The organism is Pseudoalteromonas sp. SG45-2 (assembly GCF_014164115.1).
In the GTDB taxonomy this organism is placed as follows: domain Bacteria; phylum Pseudomonadota; class Gammaproteobacteria; order Enterobacterales; family Alteromonadaceae; genus Pseudoalteromonas; species Pseudoalteromonas distincta.
In genome coordinates this window covers 131079-151322 of sequence record NZ_JACJEO010000002.1, presented here as the reverse complement: position 1 = coordinate 151322, position 20244 = coordinate 131079, and the positions used below count along the sequence as shown (strand labels likewise).

16 protein-coding genes are annotated in these 20244 nt (G+C 40.2%); 8 read left to right on the top strand and 8 right to left on the bottom strand.

What is annotated here, in order from left to right; all coding sequences use genetic code 11:
• The gene (gene cyoE / locus H5116_RS01875; protein ID WP_002958102.1) at positions 1–885 is read left to right on the top strand and encodes a heme o synthase; all 885 of its coding nucleotides are present in this window, start codon (positions 1–3) and stop codon (positions 883–885) included.
• 101 nt (positions 886–986) lie between these two features.
• On the opposite strand, the gene H5116_RS01870 is transcribed toward cyoE, so the two are convergent.
• From H5116_RS01870 to H5116_RS01855, 4 genes are all read right to left on the bottom strand, one after another.
• Positions 987–1652 (bottom strand): hypothetical protein, encoded by a 666-nt coding sequence (locus H5116_RS01870; RefSeq protein ID WP_182693183.1) that lies wholly within the window; start codon positions 1650–1652, stop codon positions 987–989.
• Positions 1653–1825: 173 nt separating this feature from the next.
• Positions 1826–3808 carry a phytase gene (locus H5116_RS01865; RefSeq protein ID WP_182715431.1) on the bottom strand — a complete coding sequence of 661 codons (1983 nt, stop codon included), beginning with the start codon at positions 3806–3808 and terminating at the stop codon, positions 1826–1828.
• A gap of 11 nt (positions 3809–3819) precedes the next feature.
• A complete protein-coding gene (locus H5116_RS01860) occupies positions 3820–4794 on the bottom strand; it encodes a metallophosphoesterase (protein ID WP_182715430.1) in 975 nt (324 codons plus the stop codon).
• 61 nt (positions 4795–4855) lie between these two features.
• Complete coding sequence (locus tag H5116_RS01855) at positions 4856–7159, bottom strand: TonB-dependent siderophore receptor (protein WP_182715429.1); 2304 nt, start codon at positions 7157–7159, stop codon at positions 4856–4858.
• A 297-nt stretch (positions 7160–7456) separates the two neighbouring features.
• Here H5116_RS01855 and H5116_RS01850 point away from each other — a divergent pair, with 297 nt between their 5' ends.
• Positions 7457–8377 carry a GGDEF domain-containing protein gene (locus tag H5116_RS01850; protein ID WP_024596554.1) on the top strand — a complete coding sequence of 307 codons (921 nt, stop codon included), beginning with the start codon at positions 7457–7459 and terminating at the stop codon, positions 8375–8377.
• Positions 8361–9362, top strand: a complete 1002-nt coding sequence (locus tag H5116_RS01845; RefSeq protein WP_024596553.1) for an AraC family transcriptional regulator — start codon at positions 8361–8363, stop codon at positions 9360–9362. The genes H5116_RS01850 and H5116_RS01845 overlap by 17 nt, the downstream gene beginning before the upstream one ends.
• 1 nt (position 9363) lies before the next feature.
• Here the strand turns inward: H5116_RS01845 and H5116_RS01840 are convergent, their stop codons facing one another.
• From H5116_RS01840 to ettA, 4 genes are all read right to left on the bottom strand, one after another.
• The gene (locus H5116_RS01840) at positions 9364–9867 is read right to left on the bottom strand and encodes a TlpA disulfide reductase family protein (RefSeq protein WP_024596552.1); all 504 of its coding nucleotides are present in this window, start codon (positions 9865–9867) and stop codon (positions 9364–9366) included.
• A 62-nt stretch (positions 9868–9929) separates the two neighbouring features.
• On the bottom strand, positions 9930–10838 hold the full coding sequence (locus tag H5116_RS01835) for a histone deacetylase (protein ID WP_024596551.1): 909 nt from the start codon (positions 10836–10838) through the stop codon (positions 9930–9932).
• 53 nt (positions 10839–10891) lie between these two features.
• Complete coding sequence (locus H5116_RS01830) at positions 10892–11257, bottom strand: PilZ domain-containing protein (RefSeq protein WP_002958114.1); 366 nt, start codon at positions 11255–11257, stop codon at positions 10892–10894.
• A 154-nt stretch (positions 11258–11411) separates the two neighbouring features.
• The gene (gene ettA, locus H5116_RS01825; protein ID WP_002958115.1) at positions 11412–13085 is read right to left on the bottom strand and encodes an energy-dependent translational throttle protein EttA; all 1674 of its coding nucleotides are present in this window, start codon (positions 13083–13085) and stop codon (positions 11412–11414) included.
• A gap of 333 nt (positions 13086–13418) precedes the next feature.
• Here ettA and H5116_RS01820 point away from each other — a divergent pair, with 333 nt between their 5' ends.
• The 5 genes from H5116_RS01820 to H5116_RS01800 all read left to right on the top strand — a co-directional run bounded on the left by H5116_RS01820 (position 13419) and on the right by H5116_RS01800 (position 20210).
• Complete coding sequence (locus H5116_RS01820) at positions 13419–14066, top strand: porin family protein (protein ID WP_024596549.1); 648 nt, start codon at positions 13419–13421, stop codon at positions 14064–14066.
• A 209-nt stretch (positions 14067–14275) separates the two neighbouring features.
• Entirely contained in the window at positions 14276–15223 is a 948-nt protein-coding gene (metA, locus tag H5116_RS01815; RefSeq protein WP_002958117.1) for a homoserine O-succinyltransferase, read from the top strand.
• The gene (locus tag H5116_RS01810; protein WP_024605362.1) at positions 15213–16286 is read left to right on the top strand and encodes a homocysteine S-methyltransferase family protein; all 1074 of its coding nucleotides are present in this window, start codon (positions 15213–15215) and stop codon (positions 16284–16286) included. The genes metA and H5116_RS01810 overlap by 11 nt, the downstream gene beginning before the upstream one ends.
• Before the next feature lie 9 nt (positions 16287–16295).
• On the top strand, positions 16296–18926 hold the full coding sequence (metH, locus tag H5116_RS01805; protein WP_182715428.1) for a methionine synthase: 2631 nt from the start codon (positions 16296–16298) through the stop codon (positions 18924–18926).
• Positions 18927–19484: 558 nt separating this feature from the next.
• Positions 19485–20210 carry an aspartate/glutamate racemase family protein gene (locus H5116_RS01800; RefSeq protein ID WP_182715427.1) on the top strand — a complete coding sequence of 242 codons (726 nt, stop codon included), beginning with the start codon at positions 19485–19487 and terminating at the stop codon, positions 20208–20210.
• The last annotated feature ends 34 nt before the right edge of the window (positions 20211–20244 follow it).

Below are 20244 nucleotides of genomic sequence, written 5' to 3'. Positions count from 1 at the left end.
ATGTTTCGTCGTTATTTATCAGTGACAAAGCCGGGTATTATTATGGGCAATTTGATCAGCGTAGCGGGCGGGTTTTTACTTGCCTCGCGCGGTGATATAGACCCATGGTTAATGATTGCCACATTAATTGGTTTGTCGCTAGTGGTTGCATCAGGTTGCGCTATCAATAATGTTATAGATAGAGACATAGATGTGGCCATGGCGCGTACTCGTACGCGGGTTACAGTAACGGGCGAAATGTCGGCCTTTGCTGCACTTAGTCACGGTATTTTATTGGGTGTTGTGGGCTTTGGTTTACTTATCGCCTACACCACTCAAGCCGCGGTATTTTTTGCAGCCTTTGGCTACGTAATTTATGTAGGGGTTTATAGCCTCTACATGAAACGCAACTCAGTATATGGCACTTTTGTAGGCAGCCTTTCTGGCGCTGTACCGCCAGTAGTAGGTTACTGCGCCGTAACAGGGCAGTTCGATATGGGCGCATTAATACTGCTAGTCATGTTTAGCTTGTGGCAAATGCCGCACTCTTACGCTATTGCTATTTTTCGCTTTAAAGATTATCAAGCTGCAGGTATTCCTGTATTACCAGTAGCGCAAGGTATCGATAAAGCAAAACGCCATATCGTACTTTACATTGCTGTATATGCCCTAGTTGTGATGTTACTGCCAATTACTGGCTACACAGGTGCTGCTTTTATGGCTGTTGCTTGTATTACCAGCTTTTGGTGGTTGCTAATGGCGCTACGTGGTTATCGTCGTAATATTGATATGAGTAGCTGGGCACGTAAAGTGTTCGCATTTTCAATTATTAATATTACAGCGTTAAGTATTGCTATGGCTGTTGATTATCATAGTGTTGCTCCACAGCTATTAACGCTTACCTAATTTAAAAATTTTTAACTATTCCAAAGTTAATCCAAAGGCTCGAAAGGGCCTTTTTTTATGCCTAAATATTAAAATAATTGAACATCAGTATTCTCACCCTTTTACTTTCTAAAATCATCAGCATTGTAATAAAGTGGTTTAAGGGTGCCGCAGTTAATAAATTTATAGGTAAGCTCATTTTCAGCTGGGACACGTTTTGAGGTACGAAGCTTTTGCATACATGCATTAACTAAATCAACAAAAATAAGATGGTTATAGCTCGGCGCTTGTTGAATTTTATGAATATAAATATGCTCAGTACCGCCTAGATTAATCATGTCGTAATCTTGCCATTGCGATGATTCACTTAAATCTTTTAGCTCTCTGGCATACAGTTGCTTACTCAGTTCAAGCTCTTTTTTTGAGTAAATTAAACTACCACCTTGTTGATAATCACCCTCGTAAATATCGGCAATAATCGTAATTTCTTCACCACGCATTAAATGTTGAATATTAAACGCTTGTGGCTTAACCGTGATTAGCTCAGCATTTCTAACAAAGTTTAAGAGTGCGACATCGGGGTTTCCTATTTTATAAACAACTTGCACATCATCTGGAGAATTATAACTAGGTAAGTTAATCGCAATTATAGATGAGCCTTGATTAACCAAAGCCATAGGATGCTCAGCATTGTAAGCGGGGTCTACCGGTGGTAGTTCTGTTTTTTCTTCTTCTGCTACAGCAAAGCCACTTAAAGTAACTAGTAATAAAGTAAGTAGTAGGCGCATTATAATCTCAATTAATTTATGAGCTTAAATTTTAGTATAAAATATACATTACATTGAGTTAATTGCACTTAATACTTAAACGCCAAGCATTGTATAAAAGGCTCAAATGAGCCTTTTATACAATTTCAAGGTAATCTCAAAGCGACATTAAAATAATGGCGACTAAATAAGCACTACTTAATTGCTTTTTTTACTTCTCGCCAATCTATTATTTTAAAGTTTTGAGGCTGCTGTGGCATACGATTATAACCATCTTGTACAACTAAAATACCTTCAGGATAACCCGGAAGAGACTTAGATGTTACTGTTAACCCGTCGGTTTCTGATGAGCCATCAATACCATTAACCAAATCACTTATTACATTAAACTTCCCCGTAAACTCTAAGCTAGGTGTTTTAATGCCCGCAGTACCATTCTTTATTTTATACAGTACGTAGCTGTTATCACCTTGGCTGGAAACAACTAAATAACGTGTTTTGTCGCTGTGGTAAATTTCCATACCTTCAACATCGTCAACAAGTTGCTCATTTATACCTTGCAGCATAACCGGTGTACTGCCTGCAGTTGGCTCTGCACCTATAAACCAAATACCGGCATCTTCTTCGCCTACAAATAATTGTCCTAGTTCATCATCTGCACTACAGCCTTCTGGTTGGCTTGGTAGGTTAAACTCGCGAACAAGTTTGCCTGTTATTTTTTCGTTATCCTCACTGATTTTGTATTGCTGATATAGCCCCGATTTATCATTTACAAATACATAGTTCCCCGTATTTGACGAGTACATACATAAGCCATAAATTTCATCAAGATTGGTATTAATATCAGCAATGTACTTCACACTGTTATTAGCTTGTACTGTAAATACACTAATACCGTTAAGCGTTCGGTTACTAGCAGTTATTAATGTATTGGTACTGTTTTTAATCGTGCTATTTTGTCGCAGGTCTACGTTATTTAAACGACCAACTTCAAGTGACTGTTCAAGCTTGCCATTTAGGCTGTATACCATTAGTCCACGGCGTTTATCGGTGCCTAAAATTAAGCTGTTTGCTGCATCTTTAGGGTTAACCCAAATTGCCGGATCGTCTGCTGCATCACCAAATGCTTGAACGGGGGCCGTTTGTGCACTTGCCTTTATTTGAGTGATTGATTGAGTGTTGGTTTTTAATGATTTTATGATAGGTGTTACAGGTAATGTACTTTTAATATAAGCGCCTGTTTCGTCGTTATACAGCACTGCCGTTGCCGCGTTGTTACTTGTGTAATTTACCGCTACCGATTCCAAGCTCAAGTCACCATTTAACATCCAGTTATTAAGCATTTTACTAATTGGATCATAAGCATACACAGTATTGTTTTTGGTACTAGTAAACCAGATAATACCATCTTGCGAAGCTGAAATAGCTCCTAGTTCACTGTGTAACTTTCCAAAGGGGGCGACTAAAGCAATCGGTTTTTTATCTGCTTGCGATTCCGCGTTCGCGTTTATTGCCCAAATGCCTACTTCGCTTTCACTTACATATAAGGTATTTGTTGTTGTACTTACAGCACAACCCGACGCCTCACTAACGCCAGAAAATTCACGTACATTTACGTTAACCGCTTTATTTTTCGCTGTATCAAAAATAATAGTTTCGGTAATTAGCCCGCGTACATCAGGTACAAATGCCGATATTGATTCACTCGCTTTATTAGCAAATAAACACACCGTATCGGGTTGTGCTTGTGGTGGGTTAATGCGGGTTAGTTCAATTGTATCCCAGCCACTTTGAGTGTGCTCAAGCTTAAATATAACAACGTTATCTTGATTGTTATCAATAGTTGCAACCAAAAATGAGTGTGCTGTTAGCTTAGTGACAGCAAGCGCTTCAAAGTTACCTTTTTTTATAATGCGGCTTTGTTGCGTTTCACTTTCAACTAACACTAAGCCTTTGCTTTCGCTTGCTAGCAACCAATTGTTATTATTTAACCATGCCGCTTGTGAGCCTTGCATGTTATCTGTTGGACCAAATTCAGTACTATTAATGACTATTTTATCGGATGTGTTTTTTACTGCCGTATTTGTAGCCATATTACTATTGCTACACGCACTTAATGTACTAAGCACTAAGCTACTTACAATTAAGCTAATAGATGTTTTTAATTTAAAGTTCATGTTGTAACCCTTTATTGGTCAAAGCGCTTTTGAGTGCTGTAACGCACTTCGCCTTTATAGTTAATAGCCGTTGCTTTTAGTGCTTCATTGTTAATCGAAAAGCTCACAAATCCTGGAGTAGCTTCTGCAAAACGCGTAAATTCACGTTGTTTTACGTAACGCGCTTCGCTACCACCACCAGATACAAAGTGGTCGAGTTTACTGCCATCTATTTGGTTATGTTGCAGGTCATGTTCGTGTCCTGCTATGTATGCTTGCACACCATTTTGCTCAAATATGGGCTCGAGTAAATTACGTAAACCTTCAGTAAGTCCATAACGTTTTCCACTGCTATAAAGTGGGTGATGACCAACCACTATCTTCCATCGAGCTTGGCTATTTGAGAGTTGGCTATTTAACCATGTTAATTGCGCTTGGCTGTTTTGCCCTTGAGTTGCTTTGTATTTTTCGCGTGTTTTGTATTCAGGGTTTAAAGTATTAGTGTCTAAAAACACCATTAATATCTGCTCGCCACCTTTTAAAGTAAAGGTTTTGCTGTAATAGCGTGCAGGTAAATTCCAGCGCTGACTTTTTTTACTGTAATCAAGTTGTGCTTGCGCATTACCTAAATAATCATGATTACCCAGTACTACATACCAAGGCTCGAATGTATGTGGACCATGGTAAATATCTTCATAGGCACTTTGCCAAAGCGGGTCATTAACACTTGCCACACCATTGGGATAAAAGTTATCGCCAGTTGAAATAGTAAAATCACCATCCGTTTGAAACATCGCTATTTCTAACTGGTGTGCTACGTCTTTTTGATAAAAGTGCCCGTTATGTCCCCAATCACCAATAACCGTAAAATTTAAGCTCTTAGGCAGCACCGTCAAGTTGGCAATTTTTTGTTGCTCGTATAATACATCGGTGTACGTTACGTTTGCCAATACGCTTTGTATACTGCATAAGCCAAGTGTTATTAGCAGTAATGTTTTTTTTATCATTATAGTTCTCTCATGTTTGGTAGCGCTAAATAAAGTGATTAGCACTACCTCATAAACTTATTTAAAACGCGTAACGCAGCATAAGTTGATAAACCGGTCCCGCTTCTTCAGATTCAATTTCGTACTCATCAAAGCTTCTACTAAACTGATCTTCAACGGTATCAAATTTATTAAAGGTTTCGTCTTTACTTGCATCAAGTAGGTTTGAACCCACCAAGCGTAGCGTTACATCTTCCCAACGTTTTTCTAAAAACACTTCAAAGTCGGCACTGTAAGATGTAGTTATTTCTTCACCTACAATACGTCCATAGGCATCACCTTGCTTACGGTAAGTTACGCCAAATGCAGCTTTGAGATCGGGTAAGTCTTGAATAAACCCAACGTTATAAACGTAGTCTGATTGATCGTTAAATTTTCGAGACCCAAAAAAGTCGGTTACTTCACTATCAAGCCATGAGTAATTTAAAAATACTCCAGTATTAGGCATGCTAAATGCGCCAAGCGGAGTAGATAAATCAAGCTCAACTCCTTTTACGTTACCGTCGCCTGTGTTGCGAGGCTGCAATACAAATGTACCTTCTCCTTCAGAGCCTTCTTGTCCTGTATTTGCTATTTCTATTAGGTCGTTTACTTTGCGGTAAAATAAATTAATGCCTACAACGCCACTTTTACCTAAGCGGTATTCGTAGCCTAAATCCATACCCCAAGCTGATTCTGGTTTTAATTCTGGGTTACCTAGTTGGTCGTTATCGCCAAGTTCTTTTTCGATAAGAGCTGGTGTTAAAAAATCAAACTCGGGGCGTCGTAAACTACGCGCAACAGAGGCGCTAACGCGTCCATTCTCACTTACGTTATAACGAAAATGTGCAGAAGGTAGAACAAAGTCGTAATTGTTATCTTCGGTTACACCAATTGTTTTATCATTAATTTTTGAATCAGTAGACTCCCAGCGAATGCCCAATTCCCAGGCAAATAAATCATCTTGGTGTTTAATAAGGGCAAACACATCAAAGCGGTCTTCCTCTAGCGTGTTTACGCCACCAATAACCGGTTCAAATTCACTGGTAAATACAGCCAAAGATAAAGGTGTTCCCACATATTGATCCCAGCTTGTAAGTGCTAATTCAAGCTCGTCTTCGGCTTCAAAAATATTGCTATCGCGCTTTTTATTTTGTAAAAATGCACCAAACTGAATTTCTTTATTGTCACCCCAAGGTTGGCTATGTTGCCACTGCAGGGTCCATTCTTTATCGTCTATGTCACTTTGAGCTTGTTCTTCTTCAAATATTATTGGCAGCTCTGACGTATCAAGCTCTACTTCTTGCTCGTATACCGACTCGTCAAATTTGGCGATACCAAACTTTAATTTACTTGTGCCGTTTAGCAGTGGAAATTCATAGGCGGTATTGATGTTGTAATTAGTTTGGTCAATATATTTAACATTGGCATTATCTGTTTCTAAGTTACCGCCATTTACAATATCGTTATTGGTTGCAGTTGGGTCGTTGTATTCAAATGAACGTTCATCCTCAGTACGCTCTGTATCAACCCACATAGCGCTAATATTAAACTGACTATCGTCGTCAAAAACAATTTCGTAACTGGCGTTTAGTGATGTGTCGTCGCCATCGCGAGTGTCTGATTGGTCTTCGCGGTTATCAAACTCTTCTGTTTGAAAATTTATATTGTTTTCAGGGCTATCGCCGTAGCGCAAACTAGTTTTTTGTTTTGGGTTATATCTGCCTTGTAAATTTGCACCAAGTAATAAGCGCCCACCAGCAAATTCAGTACCGTACACAGCAGCCAAGCTTTCTTTAAATTCACCATCGTCATAAAGCAAGCCACCAGCACGCAAGTAACCGCCATCTAAACTGTAACCATCGCGCAATACAATATTTAATGTGCCCGCAATAGCATCGGCTGAGCGGTTAGCACTTGATGAGCGAATAATTTCAACGCGTTCAATTAACTCAGCCGGAATTCGGTCAACAAAAAATGAACGGTCGGCACCAGCGCCAGGTACTTCTTCACCGTTTATAAGCACCTTTGTATAAGCAGGGCTTAACCCCCGCATACGTGCACCATCCGATTCAAGCACATCCGATAAAAATGTAACACTGGGTACTCGTTTTAATGCATCGCCTGCGGTCAATGGTTCAAAACGTTGAAAGTACTCTTGTGAATATTCTAAGGTTGGTGCGAGTTCGTCTGAGCGGTTTCTGTAGCCAATTTCACCGTATACAACAATTTTGTCAGAAACTTCGATATCTTTTTTTGTGGTTTCTTTTGCATCATCTTCTGCATAAGCCGTTAAATTACATAAGGCTAATGCGGCTACCAGTGCTTTTATTTTAAAGTCTTTCATTGTATTTGCTCTTGGTTATTGCTGGGTTGTTTCTTGATATGGCGAGCAAGCTAAAGATATTTGATTACGTAAATGTGACAGTGTTTAGTTTAAATACATGTATTTAGAGGTGTTTGAGCAATATCTAGAGCGTATTGAGCTTTTATCACTCCTCGTAAAGTCAGGTGTTATGTACCGTGCAGGGCTGTTTTTAAAGTAGGTATCATTTAGTTGTCATATAGCTGAGCTAATATGACCCTGCTAACAAAAACTTGTATGAACTAACTTTAAAACTCATTTATAAACGAGATACCGCACATGCGATTTAACCCCTTTATCAGCCACCGATTATTAATAAACGCTATTATTGCGATGTTTTTTAGCGCTGTGTTTTTAAGTAGTTATTTAGGTGTATTAAAAACTTACGCCAGTATTCAGTGGCTCGATATTATGGGGGAGGGCGGTATTGTATTAATGACTCTCGTATGGATTGCCGCGTTATTAATTTCAAGACCACCGGGTAAAGTAACCACTTACTTAGTGATAGGTGTTGGGTTATTTATGTTCTCGGCAACCCTCGATTTACTTGATGAATGGCTAATGCATCCCGCCCATCAATGGCTCAGTTGGATTGAATCTCTGCCAGCACCTTTAGGCATGTTGTTAACGAGTGTGGGTTTGTATTATTGGCATCAAGAGCAGTACGTATTAAATCGTCAGCTACGCCGCCGTGAAGCGCATTTACGTGAGCACGATAAGGTGTGTTCAGTTACAGGTCTTTATAAGGCGCAGTACCTAGATTCTGCAATTAAAGAGCAACTTACGAGCAAACAACCACTCTGGCTTGGGGCTATTGATATTCGTGATTTTTCGCATTTTAATAGTGAGTTTGGCTTTAGTGAGGGCGACCGGTTACTGCGTGAAATTAGCGAGCTATTGTTAATGAATTGCCGACTAAGTGATGTAGTGTGCCGCTACGCAGGAGATTGCTTTATGGTATTGATGCCAGCCACCACAGAGCAGCAAGCTAAAGAGTTGATGGCACAAATTAAAGGAGCTCTAAAGCATTGTGCATTTAAAGTTGAAGCATCTAAAAAAGCAAAGTTTCAATATGTCACTACCGCCTTAATACAAGGTAATACGCATAGCAGTACAGGTAAACTAACAAGCCAACTGCATAGTCAATTACAACAAAAAAAGCATCAACTAAAAGTAGCGCACCGTGCACATGTTTGTTAGCCAAGACGACAAATATTTAAGCGCTCAAGGGCTTATTACGTCAGCTGTAGAGCTTGCTCAAAGCCGAAACATAAATTTACATAAGCTGCTACGCGGTACCGGTATTTTTGAACAAGACTTACTTAATTTTCAGCATACATTTAGTGTGTCTCAGCAGGTGCGTTTATTAGCTCAATTTAAGTTGTTGATGAAAAGTACTGACAGTGGTTTTTTACTCGGTAGCCAACTTATTAACGACACTCGAGCCGAAGCTCAGGCATTAAAATATAGCGATAATTTAGCTCAAGTATTAAAGCAATTATCACTTTTAAGAATGCAATTAGCGCCTTTGCTGTTTAGCCAAACGTATATTAAAAACGATAATGTTTATATTTATATTCAGCCAGCACATGGGTTTGATGAAAGCCTTTACCACTATGTGCTAGAGATATACAGCACTGCATTTTATAGTTTACTTAAACGAGTGAGCGAAAGTTACCCGCATTGTCAGTTCGACTTTGCTTTTAAACGCCCTCGGCATATTCAAGAATATGAGCAAAATTTAGGGCTAAAGGTAAGTTTTGATAAGCCATGTACTCGCTGGGTATTAAATAAAACCATGTTAAGGGCTAAAAACCCGCATGCGAGTCAATTACGATTTATGCAAGCGCAGTCGCAGCTACATAATAAAAGCGTAGTTAGCATGACTTTTATTGAAGCCGTCTGCAGATACTTATACTCTCACCCAAGTGCTAATTTAGAGTGCACCGCAAAGCACTTTGCTATGAGCTCAGCTACATTTAAGCGCAGACTCAAACTCAATGGGGTACGCTTTTCAGCGTTAATAGATGAGCAAAATAAGCACAAAGCTATTTACCTACTTACTCTGTGCGCCAAACATAACGAACAAGTCGCTGAACATTTAGCTTTTTACGATATACCTAACTTTCGGCGCGCCTTTAAACGCTGGACAGGCTTAACACCTAATCAGTTAAAAGCGCAATAAGTTACTCAGTTGCCATGTCTATGGAGTGCAACAATGTTCGTGCATTTAAATGAAGATTTGGATCTTCTGGGTTTGACGTATTAGTCAGCCAAATTACATTGCCTTCTTTATTTACAAATAATGTAGTAGGTGTGCCTCGTATACCTAATTGCTGTGCTATTGCATCGGCTTTTACAGCTGTTTTAAAAGTATAACCTCTTTCGCTAAGTGCTTTAGCGGGAGTAGCATCGTCATCTTCTTCAAAGCTCACGGCAATAACTTTTAATCCCATATCATCAATTTTTTGAAGTGCTGGCTGCAGCTTTTTACAGTACGGACACCATGTTGCCCAAAAGTGTAAAACGTAAGGTTGACCTAATAAATCTTGAGTATTGAGTGGCGACCCATCAGCCATTTGTAAATTTAATGTTGGCAATTTAGGATATGTTGCTTCTGAGCTTGTATCTTGTGCGTAAGCTGTAAAGCTTAATAAAATTAGCGTGATGGTAATAAATAGCTGTTTCATAATATGCTCTTTTTTATTTTACATATTAAACAAGAACGATAATTTAACATTTTCATTTCAAACTAAAAGCCAGCAGCTTGTTCAACAACAATAGCGTGGCGTTTAGCGAGGCGTAGGTGATCTCTATCGTAACCTCCACCTATCACAGTAGCTACAGGTGTATTGTGTTCAAGGCAGCGTTTTAGCACTAAATGGTCACGTTTAGCTATGCCATCCCAGCTAATATCTAACTTACCCAAGCCATCACCTTGCCAAATATCAACGCCAGCATCGTAAAGTACTAAGCTTGGGTTTAGCTCTTTAAGTAAATAACTTAGTGTTTCGTTAACTATGGCAAGGTATTCGTCGTCCTTCATATTATTTGCCAGGCCAATGTCTAAATCGCTAGCGGACTTTCTAAAGGGGAAGTTTTTTTCACAATGGATAGAGCAAGTATACGCATAGGGTTGATGCTGTAACATTGCAGCTGTGCCATCACCTTGGTGCACGTCTAAATCAAAAATAAGTACGTTAGTTACCTCACCCGATTTAATTAAAGTTTGCGTGGTAAAGGCCAAATCGTTAACCATACAAAAACCTGAACCAAAGTCATTATGTGCGTGATGTGTACCACCAGCAAGATGACACGCTATACCGTGTTTAAGTGCTAAGCGGGCTGTCTGTAGCGTTCCTTGAGGGGCTGTAAATGTACGTGCCATAAGCTCTTTTGACCAAGGTAGACCAATGCGACGCATGGCTTTTTCATCTAAGCGGTTGTGCCATAAATCTTGGATATAATTATCGCAATGCACAAGCTCAAGCGGCTCTGGCGTGCCTAATATTGGCTCAACTAGGTTACTGCCGATTAAACCAAGCTCTGCAACATGTTGATATAAATGTGCAAATTTACTCATTACAAAGCGATGCTTAGGATCAAAGCTAAACGAGTAGTTAGGATGGTATACCAAAGGCAAATGAGGATTTAAGCGCATATTTACAAGCTTTATAAAGTTTGCGCTATGGTAATCAACTTAAGAGAATGAGTCTATTGTGAGTCATTAATAAGTGACGCTAATTCGCGATGCAGTAGCTCATCATCGGCTAAGTTTAGCTCTATTAAACGCTTTAAATAAGTAATACTGTCTATATCAATGTGATGGCATTTTAAACCAATATGATCGGCTTCAATATGGCAAATCACTACTTCCATTTTTATTTCTATATCGCTTTGAGGTAATGTAAAACGCAGTATTGCTTGCGTATTGTGGCTGCCAATAAATGCATCACAATTAGTAACCAACGCGCCATGTAACGATAGATCGAGTAATTTACACGGATACTGTTGGCTATCAAAACATAACAGAGCGTTAGTTGAAAATAGCACACGAGAAAACTGTCGACGATTTTGCATAACCTAATTTAGCCTTACTGTTTTTATAATAAATTAAGCATAGCGGGTAATTCTCTACATGCTAGCAAGATGTGCTCCTGTAATGCTGGTGACATAAAAAAGCCCTGCAAAGTGCAGGGCTTAAGTTATACAAACATAAAATTAACCAATATTTTTAGCCAATTTTTTTGTACTTAATACGTTTAGGTTGAGTTGCCTCAGCGCCTAGGGTCTTTTTAAGCCACTCTTCATATTCAGTGTAGTTACCATCAAAGAAGTTAATTTGACCTTCATCACGGTAATCTAAAATATGTGTAGCGATACGGTCAAGGAACCAACGGTCATGCGAGATACACATTACACAACCTGGGAACTCTAAAATAGCGTTCTCCAGTGCACGTAGTGTTTCAACGTCCAAGTCATTGGTTGGCTCATCGAGTAGTAACACATTGCCGCCAGCTTTTAATAACTTAGCAAGGTGTAAACGGTTACGCTCACCACCTGATAGGTCTTTAACAAACTTTTGCTGATCGTTACCTTTAAAGTTAAAGCGACTTACATATGCTCGGCTTGGGAACTCAAAGTTACCAATTTTCAGTACGTCTTGTCCGTCTGATATTTCTTGGAAAACAGTTTTGCTTTCGTCCATACCGTCGCGGAACTGATCAACAGTAGCTAGGTGTACTGTTTCGCCAACGCTGATGTTACCGCTGTCTTGCGTTTGCTCACCGCTTATCATTTTAAACAGCGTTGATTTACCTGCGCCATTCGCGCCAATAATGCCCACAATGGCACCTTTTGGCATGCTAAAGCTTAAGTCATCAATTAAAACGCGATCGCCAAAACTCTTACGAAGATTAGTTACTTCAAGTACTTGGTCACCTAAACGTGGGCCAGGTGGAATAAACATCTCGTTAGTTTCGTTACGTTTTTGGTAATCAGACTGCTGCATTTCAGTAAACTGAGCCATACGTGCTTTTGACTTAGCTTGACGACCTTTAGGGTTTGAACGAACCCATTCAAGTTCTTGCGCAATTGATTTTTGACGTGCTTTTTCAGATTTTTGTTCTTGCTGTAAGCGCGCATCTTTTTGTTCAAGCCAAGAAGAGTAGTTACCTTCCCATGGAATACCTTCACCACGGTCAAGCTCCAATATCCAACCAGCTACATTATCAAGGAAGTAACGGTCATGCGTTACTGCCACAACAGTGCCTTCGTAATCGTGCAAGAAGCGCTCTAACCATGCAACCGACTCAGCATCCAAGTGGTTAGTAGGCTCATCAAGAATAAGCATGTCTGGTTTTTCAAGTAATAATCGACATATAGCAACACGGCGACGCTCACCACCTGAAAGGTGCTCAATTTTAGCATCCCACTCTGGCAGGCGAAGTGCATCAGCTGCGCGTTCTAAAACGTTGTCGATGTTATGACCATCGTGCGCCTGAATAACAGCTTCAAGCTCGCCTTGCTCTTTTGCAAGTGCGTCAAAGTCAGCGTCTTCCATGGCGTATTCGTTATACACTTCGTCAAGACGTTTAAGTGCGTGTTTAACTTCGCCAACAGCTTCTTCAACAGTTTCACGTACTGTTTTACTTTCGTCTAAAATAGGTTCTTGCGGTAAATAACCAATTTTAGTACCAGGCTGAGGATGTGCATCACCTTCAAAATCTTGGTCAACACCGGCCATAATACGCAGTAACGTAGATTTACCAGAACCGTTTAAACCAAGCACACCAATTTTAGCGCCAGGAAAAAAGTGCAACGAAATATCTTTTAAGATAGTGCGCTTAGGTGGCACAACCTTAGATACTCGACTCATCGAGAATATAAATTTATCAGGTAAAACCATGGAGGAAAGCCTTCAAATAATAATAAAAATTTCAATGTTGTATTGTAGTGGCTGACGGGTGAAACAGTCAACGAATGCTGTATAGAACAATACACTTACCTAAGCGGTACTTTGTTTTGATTGCTCGTTAAAAACACTACTATTACAGGATTTCTATTGTGTAAAATTCTGTAATCTATTGTTTTATATTGTTCAAATACATTTCATTTTTAACAAAAGTGGTACAGTATATTTACAAGCTGTAAAGTATAAGCAAGTTATATAGGCAGGCCACACTTAGTTTGTTGTTAAACATCACATTATTAAATATTACAAAGGTTTAAAGGAATGAACATGAAAATAGTTACAAGGTTAGGGGCATTACTTTTAGGTTTATACTCATTTTCGAGCCAAGCAGACATACTCCACGTAAATGGTTATTACCAAGGAATAGGCATAGGGTCTACGCAAATTGATGTATACGAGAGTGATAGCATACAGTTTACAACGCTTTACGGCCGGTTTGGATATCAGTTTTCGCGTTACTTTGCATTAGAAGGGCGTATAGGTTTTGGGTTAAATGATGAGTCAACGCCTCTAAACGGAATTGTTTACACTCAGAACCCACAGGACGGTTCGCTGAGTTCAGAATTCATTAAGAGCGAAATCGATTCAAGCCTTGATTTGCAAACAAGTATATTTGTAAAAGCTAATTATCCAATTTCATCTCGAGCTGATGTGTTTTTATTTGGTGGCTATGGTAGAAATAAATTAAGTTACAATGAAGGCGACTTAAAAAACCTTGCAGAATCAATAACTGGCACAGATACAAATTCTACGCTAATAACTGAGCAAAACTACGACGAAGGCGGCGTAACGTACGGAACCGGCATTGACTTTAGGCTAACTCAACGCTGGCAAGTAAGTGCTGAATACCAATATTTTGATACAAATGAAGGCGATATTTACGCTCTTAATTTATCTGTAAATTATCGTTTTTAATTATAATAGCGCTACTGATTTTAGTGGCGCTATTTCAATTCACTAAAACAAAGTACTTCAATATAAATGCACTGCCCCTCATCTATAACTTTTAGTAAGTCTTAAAAAAATCATGAATAATTTCATTTGGACATCTATACATCTAGAGGTTGATATTTTTTACTTTCAGTTCATAATTAAGCCTCGGTTTTTATGAGCAGGAGTAAAGTATGCCAATTACAGTAAAAGACGAGTTGCCGGCAATTGCACGTTTACGTCAAGAAAACGTATTTGTAATGCCAAAAAGTCGTGCAAAAACGCAAGAAATACGCCCAATGCGTTTGGCTATTTTAAACTTAATGCCTAATAAAGTAGAAACCGAAGTTCAGTTTATTCGCTTACTTGCCAACTCACCTTTGCAAGTAAACGTAGAACTACTGCGCCTCGACACTCACCGCAGTAGCAGCAACTCAGAAGAGCACCTTGATACCTTTTACCGTTACTTTTCTGAGGTTAAAGACAACAATTACGATGCGTTAATAGTAACCGGTGCGCCACTTGCGCATTTAGAATACGACGATGTAGCGTATTGGGATGAGTTAAAGGTTATTATTGATTGGGCTGAGCAACACGTTACCTCTACGTTATTTTCGTGTTGGGCAGCGCATGCAGCGTTATATCACCGTTACAATTTAAAACGCGATTTAAAAGACGATAAACTGTGTGGCGTATTTACTCACCAGTGTTATTTTGATCACGGCGCACTGACTCGCGGATTCGACGATACCTTTTTGGTACCGCACTCACGCTACGGCCATATTGATATAAATAAAATAAACGCCTGTGAAGAACTCGTTGTACTGGCAGGTTCTGAGCGAGTAGGGGCTTACTTACTTAAAAATAAATCGGGTAGTCAAGTGTTTATAACCGGCCACCCAGAGTACGACGCCGACTCGCTAAAAGCAGAATACGAGCGCGATTGTAAAAAAAGCCCTAATGCACCAAAGCCCGAAAATTACTTTCCGGATGACGATGCAACCAAACAACCTTCAAAAACGTGGCAAAGCCATGCTTTTTTACTTTTTTCGAACTGGTTAAATTACTACGTGTACCAAACCACACCGTATGATATTAATTTAGTTAGCCAAGACGTGAGGACTAACAACTATGCCGAATAACGCGCCTACAAATAATAAGCAAGCCGAAATAAGTGCCGCATTAAAAGAACGCATTTTAATTTTAGATGGCGCAATGGGCACCATGATCCAAGATCATAAGCTAGAAGAAGAAGACTATCGCGGAGAGCGTTTTAAAGACTGGCATGTATTAATTAAAGGTAATAACGATTTATTAAGCCTAACCAAGCCCGACTTAATCACTGATATTCATCGTGGTTTTTTATCAGCGGGCGCCGATATTATCGAAACCAACACGTTTAACTCGACCACTATTTCGATGGAAGATTACGACATGGCAAACCTAAGCCGTGAAATAAACCTAGAGTCGGCTAAATTAGCACGCGCAATTTGCGATGAATTTACGGCTAAAACGCCAGAAAAACCGCGCTATGTAGCCGGTGTTTTAGGGCCGACATCTAAAACGTGTTCAATTTCGCCAGACGTAAACGATCCGGGTTACCGAAACGTTACTTTTGATAAGCTAGTTACTGCGTATGTAGAGTCTACCCTTGCATTAATGGAAGGCGGCGCCGATTTAATACTAATCGAAACTATATTCGACACGCTTAATGCAAAAGCCGCCTCGTTTGGTGTAGAAGAAGCCTTTGAACAAGCAGGGCGCACATTACCAGTTATGATCTCGGGCACTATTACTGACGCTTCTGGCCGTACGCTTTCTGGGCAAACAACCGAAGCATTTTATAACTCTATTCGCCATATTAAGCCTATTTCGATTGGTTTAAACTGCGCGCTTGGCCCTGATTTACTGCGCCAATATGTAGAAGAGCTTTCGCGCGTGTGCGAAACCTTTACATCGGTACACCCTAATGCGGGCTTGCCTAATGAGTTTGGTGAATACGACTTAGAAGCGCCTGAAATGGCAGCCGAAATTATCGATTGGGGTAAATCGGGCTTTATTAATATAGTAGGTGGATGTTGTGGCACCACGCCTGCGCATATTCGTGCTTTTGCAAAAGGTCTAGCGGGCGTTAAACCACGCCAATTGCCAGAGCTTGAAGTACGCATGCGTTTATCAGGCCTTGAAGCCTGTAACTTAAATTAAGGAGCCAACATGACCCAACAAATAGCAGTATTTACTAATGTCGGCGAACGTACCAATGTAACCGGTTCTGCCATGTTTAAACGTTTAATCATGGAAGAAGACTTTGAAGCCGCGCTAACAGTGGCCCGCGAACAAGTAGAAAATGGCGCACAGGTTATTGATATAAACATGGACGAAGCCATGTTGGACTCAAAAGCCGCGATGGTTAAGTTTTTAAACTTAATAGCCTCAGAGCCTGATATTTCACGCGTACCCATTATGGTCGACTCCTCTAAATGGGAAGTAATAGAAGCAGGCCTAAAGTGTATTCAAGGTAAGGCCATTGTTAACTCTATATCGCTAAAAGAGGGCGAAGAGCCGTTTATTCGCCAAGCTAAAATAATAAAACGTTTTGGTGCAGCTGCCGTTGTAATGGCGTTTGATACTGACGGGCAAGCTGATACAGCAGACCGCAAATATGAAATATGTGCCCGCAGCTACAAAATATTAGTAGAAGACATTGGTTTTCCACCAGAAGATATTATATTCGACCCTAATATATTTGCCGTAGCCACCGGTATAGAAGAGCACGACAACTACGCAGTAGAATTTATTGAAGGCACACGCCGCATTAAACAAAACTTACCGCACTGTAAAGTGTCGGGCGGGGTGTCAAATGTATCGTTTTCATTTAGGGGTAATAACCCAGTACGTGAAGCTATTCACTCGGTATTTTTATACCACGCCATAAAAGCGGGTATGGATATGGGCATTGTAAATGCAGGGCAACTCGCCGTTTACGACGACATCCCAGAAGAGCTTCGTAAAGCCGTTGAAGACGTAATACTTAACACAGACCCAGGTGCAGGCGAGCGTTTAGTAGAGCTTGCACCAAAATACTCTGGTATGGCACAAGCCGAGCGAGTAGAAGATTTAGAATGGCGCACATGGCCTGTTGAAAAACGCCTTGAGCACGCGCTTGTAAAAGGCATTACTACCTTTATAGATGAAGATACCGAAGAGTGCCGCGCTGCTGCCGATAAACCTATTCACGTAATTGAAGGGCCGTTAATGGATGGCATGAACGTAGTAGGGGATTTATTTGGCGCAGGTAAAATGTTTTTACCACAAGTGGTTAAATCGGCGCGCGTAATGAAACGAGCCGTAGCCTACTTAGACCCATTTATTGAAGCCGAAAAAGAAGAAGGTTCAACCAATGGTAAAATAGTGATGGCGACCGTAAAAGGCGACGTACACGACATAGGTAAAAACATTGTAGGCGTGGTACTGCAATGTAATAACTATGAAGTTATTGATTTAGGCGTAATGGTACCTGCCGATAAAATACTGCAAACCGCCATCGACGAAAAAGCCGATATTATTGGTTTATCGGGCTTAATTACCCCATCGCTTGACGAAATGGTACACGTAGCAAAAGAAATGAAACGCCGTGGTTTTGAACTGCCGCTACTCATTGGTGGTGCAACTACCTCTAAAGCGCACACCGCAGTAAAAATTGAGCCGCAATATGACAAAGGCGTTGTGTATGTAAATAACGCAAGCCGTGCAGTTGGTGTGGTTTCAAACTTACTATCAAAAGACATTAAACCTGACTTTTTAGCTAAAACTAAAGCTGAATATGTAAAAGTACGCGAGCAACAAGCGCGTAAAAAACCACGCTCTAAGCCTGTTACAATCCAGCGCGCACGCGATAACGCAGCAAAGCTTGATTGGGATAACTACACACCACCAGTGCCTAAAAAGCTGGGCGTGACCGAGTTTAAAAATGTACCAATTGCTACTTTGCGTAAATACATAGATTGGACGCCATACTTTATGACGTGGTCAATTGCCGGTAAATACCCGCGCATAATGGACGATGAAGTAGTAGGCGAGCAAGCGCAAAGCTTATTTAAAGACGCTAACGATATGTTAGACGACCTTGAAAAAGCAGGCAGTTTGCAACCACTTGGTGTAATTGGTTTATTCCCGGCTAACCGCGTGGGTGATGACATAGAAATATACACCGACGAAACACGCAAAGAAGTATTAACTACTTCATGCCATTTACGCCAGCAAACCGAAAAAACCGACTTTGCTAATTATTGCCTAGCCGACTACATAGCACCAAAAGGCACGCCTGATTACTTTGGCGCGTTTGCAGTAACGGGCGGCCTAGAAGAGGACGACTTAGCAAATGCGTTTGACGCACAGCAAGACGATTACAACAAAATAATGGTTAAAGCGGTTGCCGACAGGCTCGCCGAAGCGTTTGCAGAATACCTACACGAAAAAGTACGTAAAGAGTATTGGGGTTTTGCACCAGACGAAAACCTAGCAAACGATGAGCTAATACGCGAAAACTACCAAGGTATTCGTCCAGCGCCAGGTTACCCTGCGTGCCCAGAGCACACCGAGAAAAAGAAAATTTGGCAGTTGCTCGACACCGAAAAACGCATTGGCATGCAGCTAACCAGCTCGTACGCCATGTGGCCAGGTGCTGCTGTTTCGGGTTGGTACTTTTCACACCCTGAGGCTAAATACTACGCCGTAGCAGCTGTGCAAAAGGATCAGGTAGAAGACTACGCTAAACGAACCAATATGACGCTAGCAGAAGCTGAAAGATGGCTATCGCCTAATTTGGGGTATGAGCCAGAGTAAAAGAGCAGCGGTTAGTTTTTAGTTGTCAGCTATCAGTAAAAGAAAAACGAGCCAAAATAGGCTCGTTTTTCTATTGTAGGAACTTAGTAGTTTACAAATAGTTTGTTTAGTGAAATATTAATCGATGTATAAACTCCCGTGCTAGGCGGAACTAACCACAATAATTACAATGGTTAAGCTATCAGTCTTTTTTAAAAAAGGATTTACATGAAGAAAAAAACTTCAAACTTAGTTGTTATATTTTTATCTGCATTCATTACATCGTTTGTTAGTCGCTATTTAACTGACTCAATAATAAACCTAAAAGATCTACCTTTTTATTTAGAGTTTTTTCTTTTCCTAGCTATTTATTTGGTAATTTATTTCCCACTAAATTGTGTATTCGAAAAATTCGTTGTTAAGTCAACACCTCATAGTTAGAAAAACAGCAAGGCAGAATAAAATATAATGAGTCAGGGGGGCGCTATACAAGACTTTACAGGTATTTTAGCTTATTGTTTTGTCGTATAGCTGTGTAGCAATTGGCTTGCTCTTAAACACTTTAAACAAGGCAATTTTATGAAAACGATTGGTATGCTCGGTGGTATGAGTTGGGAGTCAACAGCCAGCTATTACAAGGCTTTAAACGAAGGCGTTAAACACTCATTGGGCGGGCTGCATAGTGCCAAAATTTGTATGGTGAGTATTGATTTTGCCGAAATTGAAACGCTGCAGCATCAAGGTGATTGGCAACAAACAGCTAAGTTACTTACCGAGGCGGCTAAATCGGTAGAGGCTGGTGGGGCTGATTTTTTACTTATTTGCACAAACACCATGCACAAAGTGGCTGACCATATCGCCAGTAATATTAGTATTCCTATTTTGCATATTGCCGATGCTACCGCAGATCAGTTAAAACACGATAAAATAACGCGAGTAGGGTTGCTGGGCACGCAATTTACAATGGAGCAAAACTTTTACAAAGGGCGGTTAACCAATAAGCATAACATTGAAGTGTTAATACCCGAGCCTAATGAGCGAGAGCGTGTTCACGACATAATTTACAATCAGTTATGCCAAGGTATTATTAATGATGAAGCCCGAGCTGAGTTTATAAATATTATTGAGCGTATGTTTGAAAAAGGCGCACAGGCCATTGTTTTAGGCTGTACTGAAATTGCTTTATTGGTAGAGCCGCAACATACAACCGTGCCACTTTACGATACCACGCAAATTCATGCACAGGCCGCGGTTAAATTAGCACTAACTAAACTTATAAATAAAACCGCCATAGGGCGGTTTTAACGTTTAGCGACTTGCCAAAGCTTATTAAAGCCAC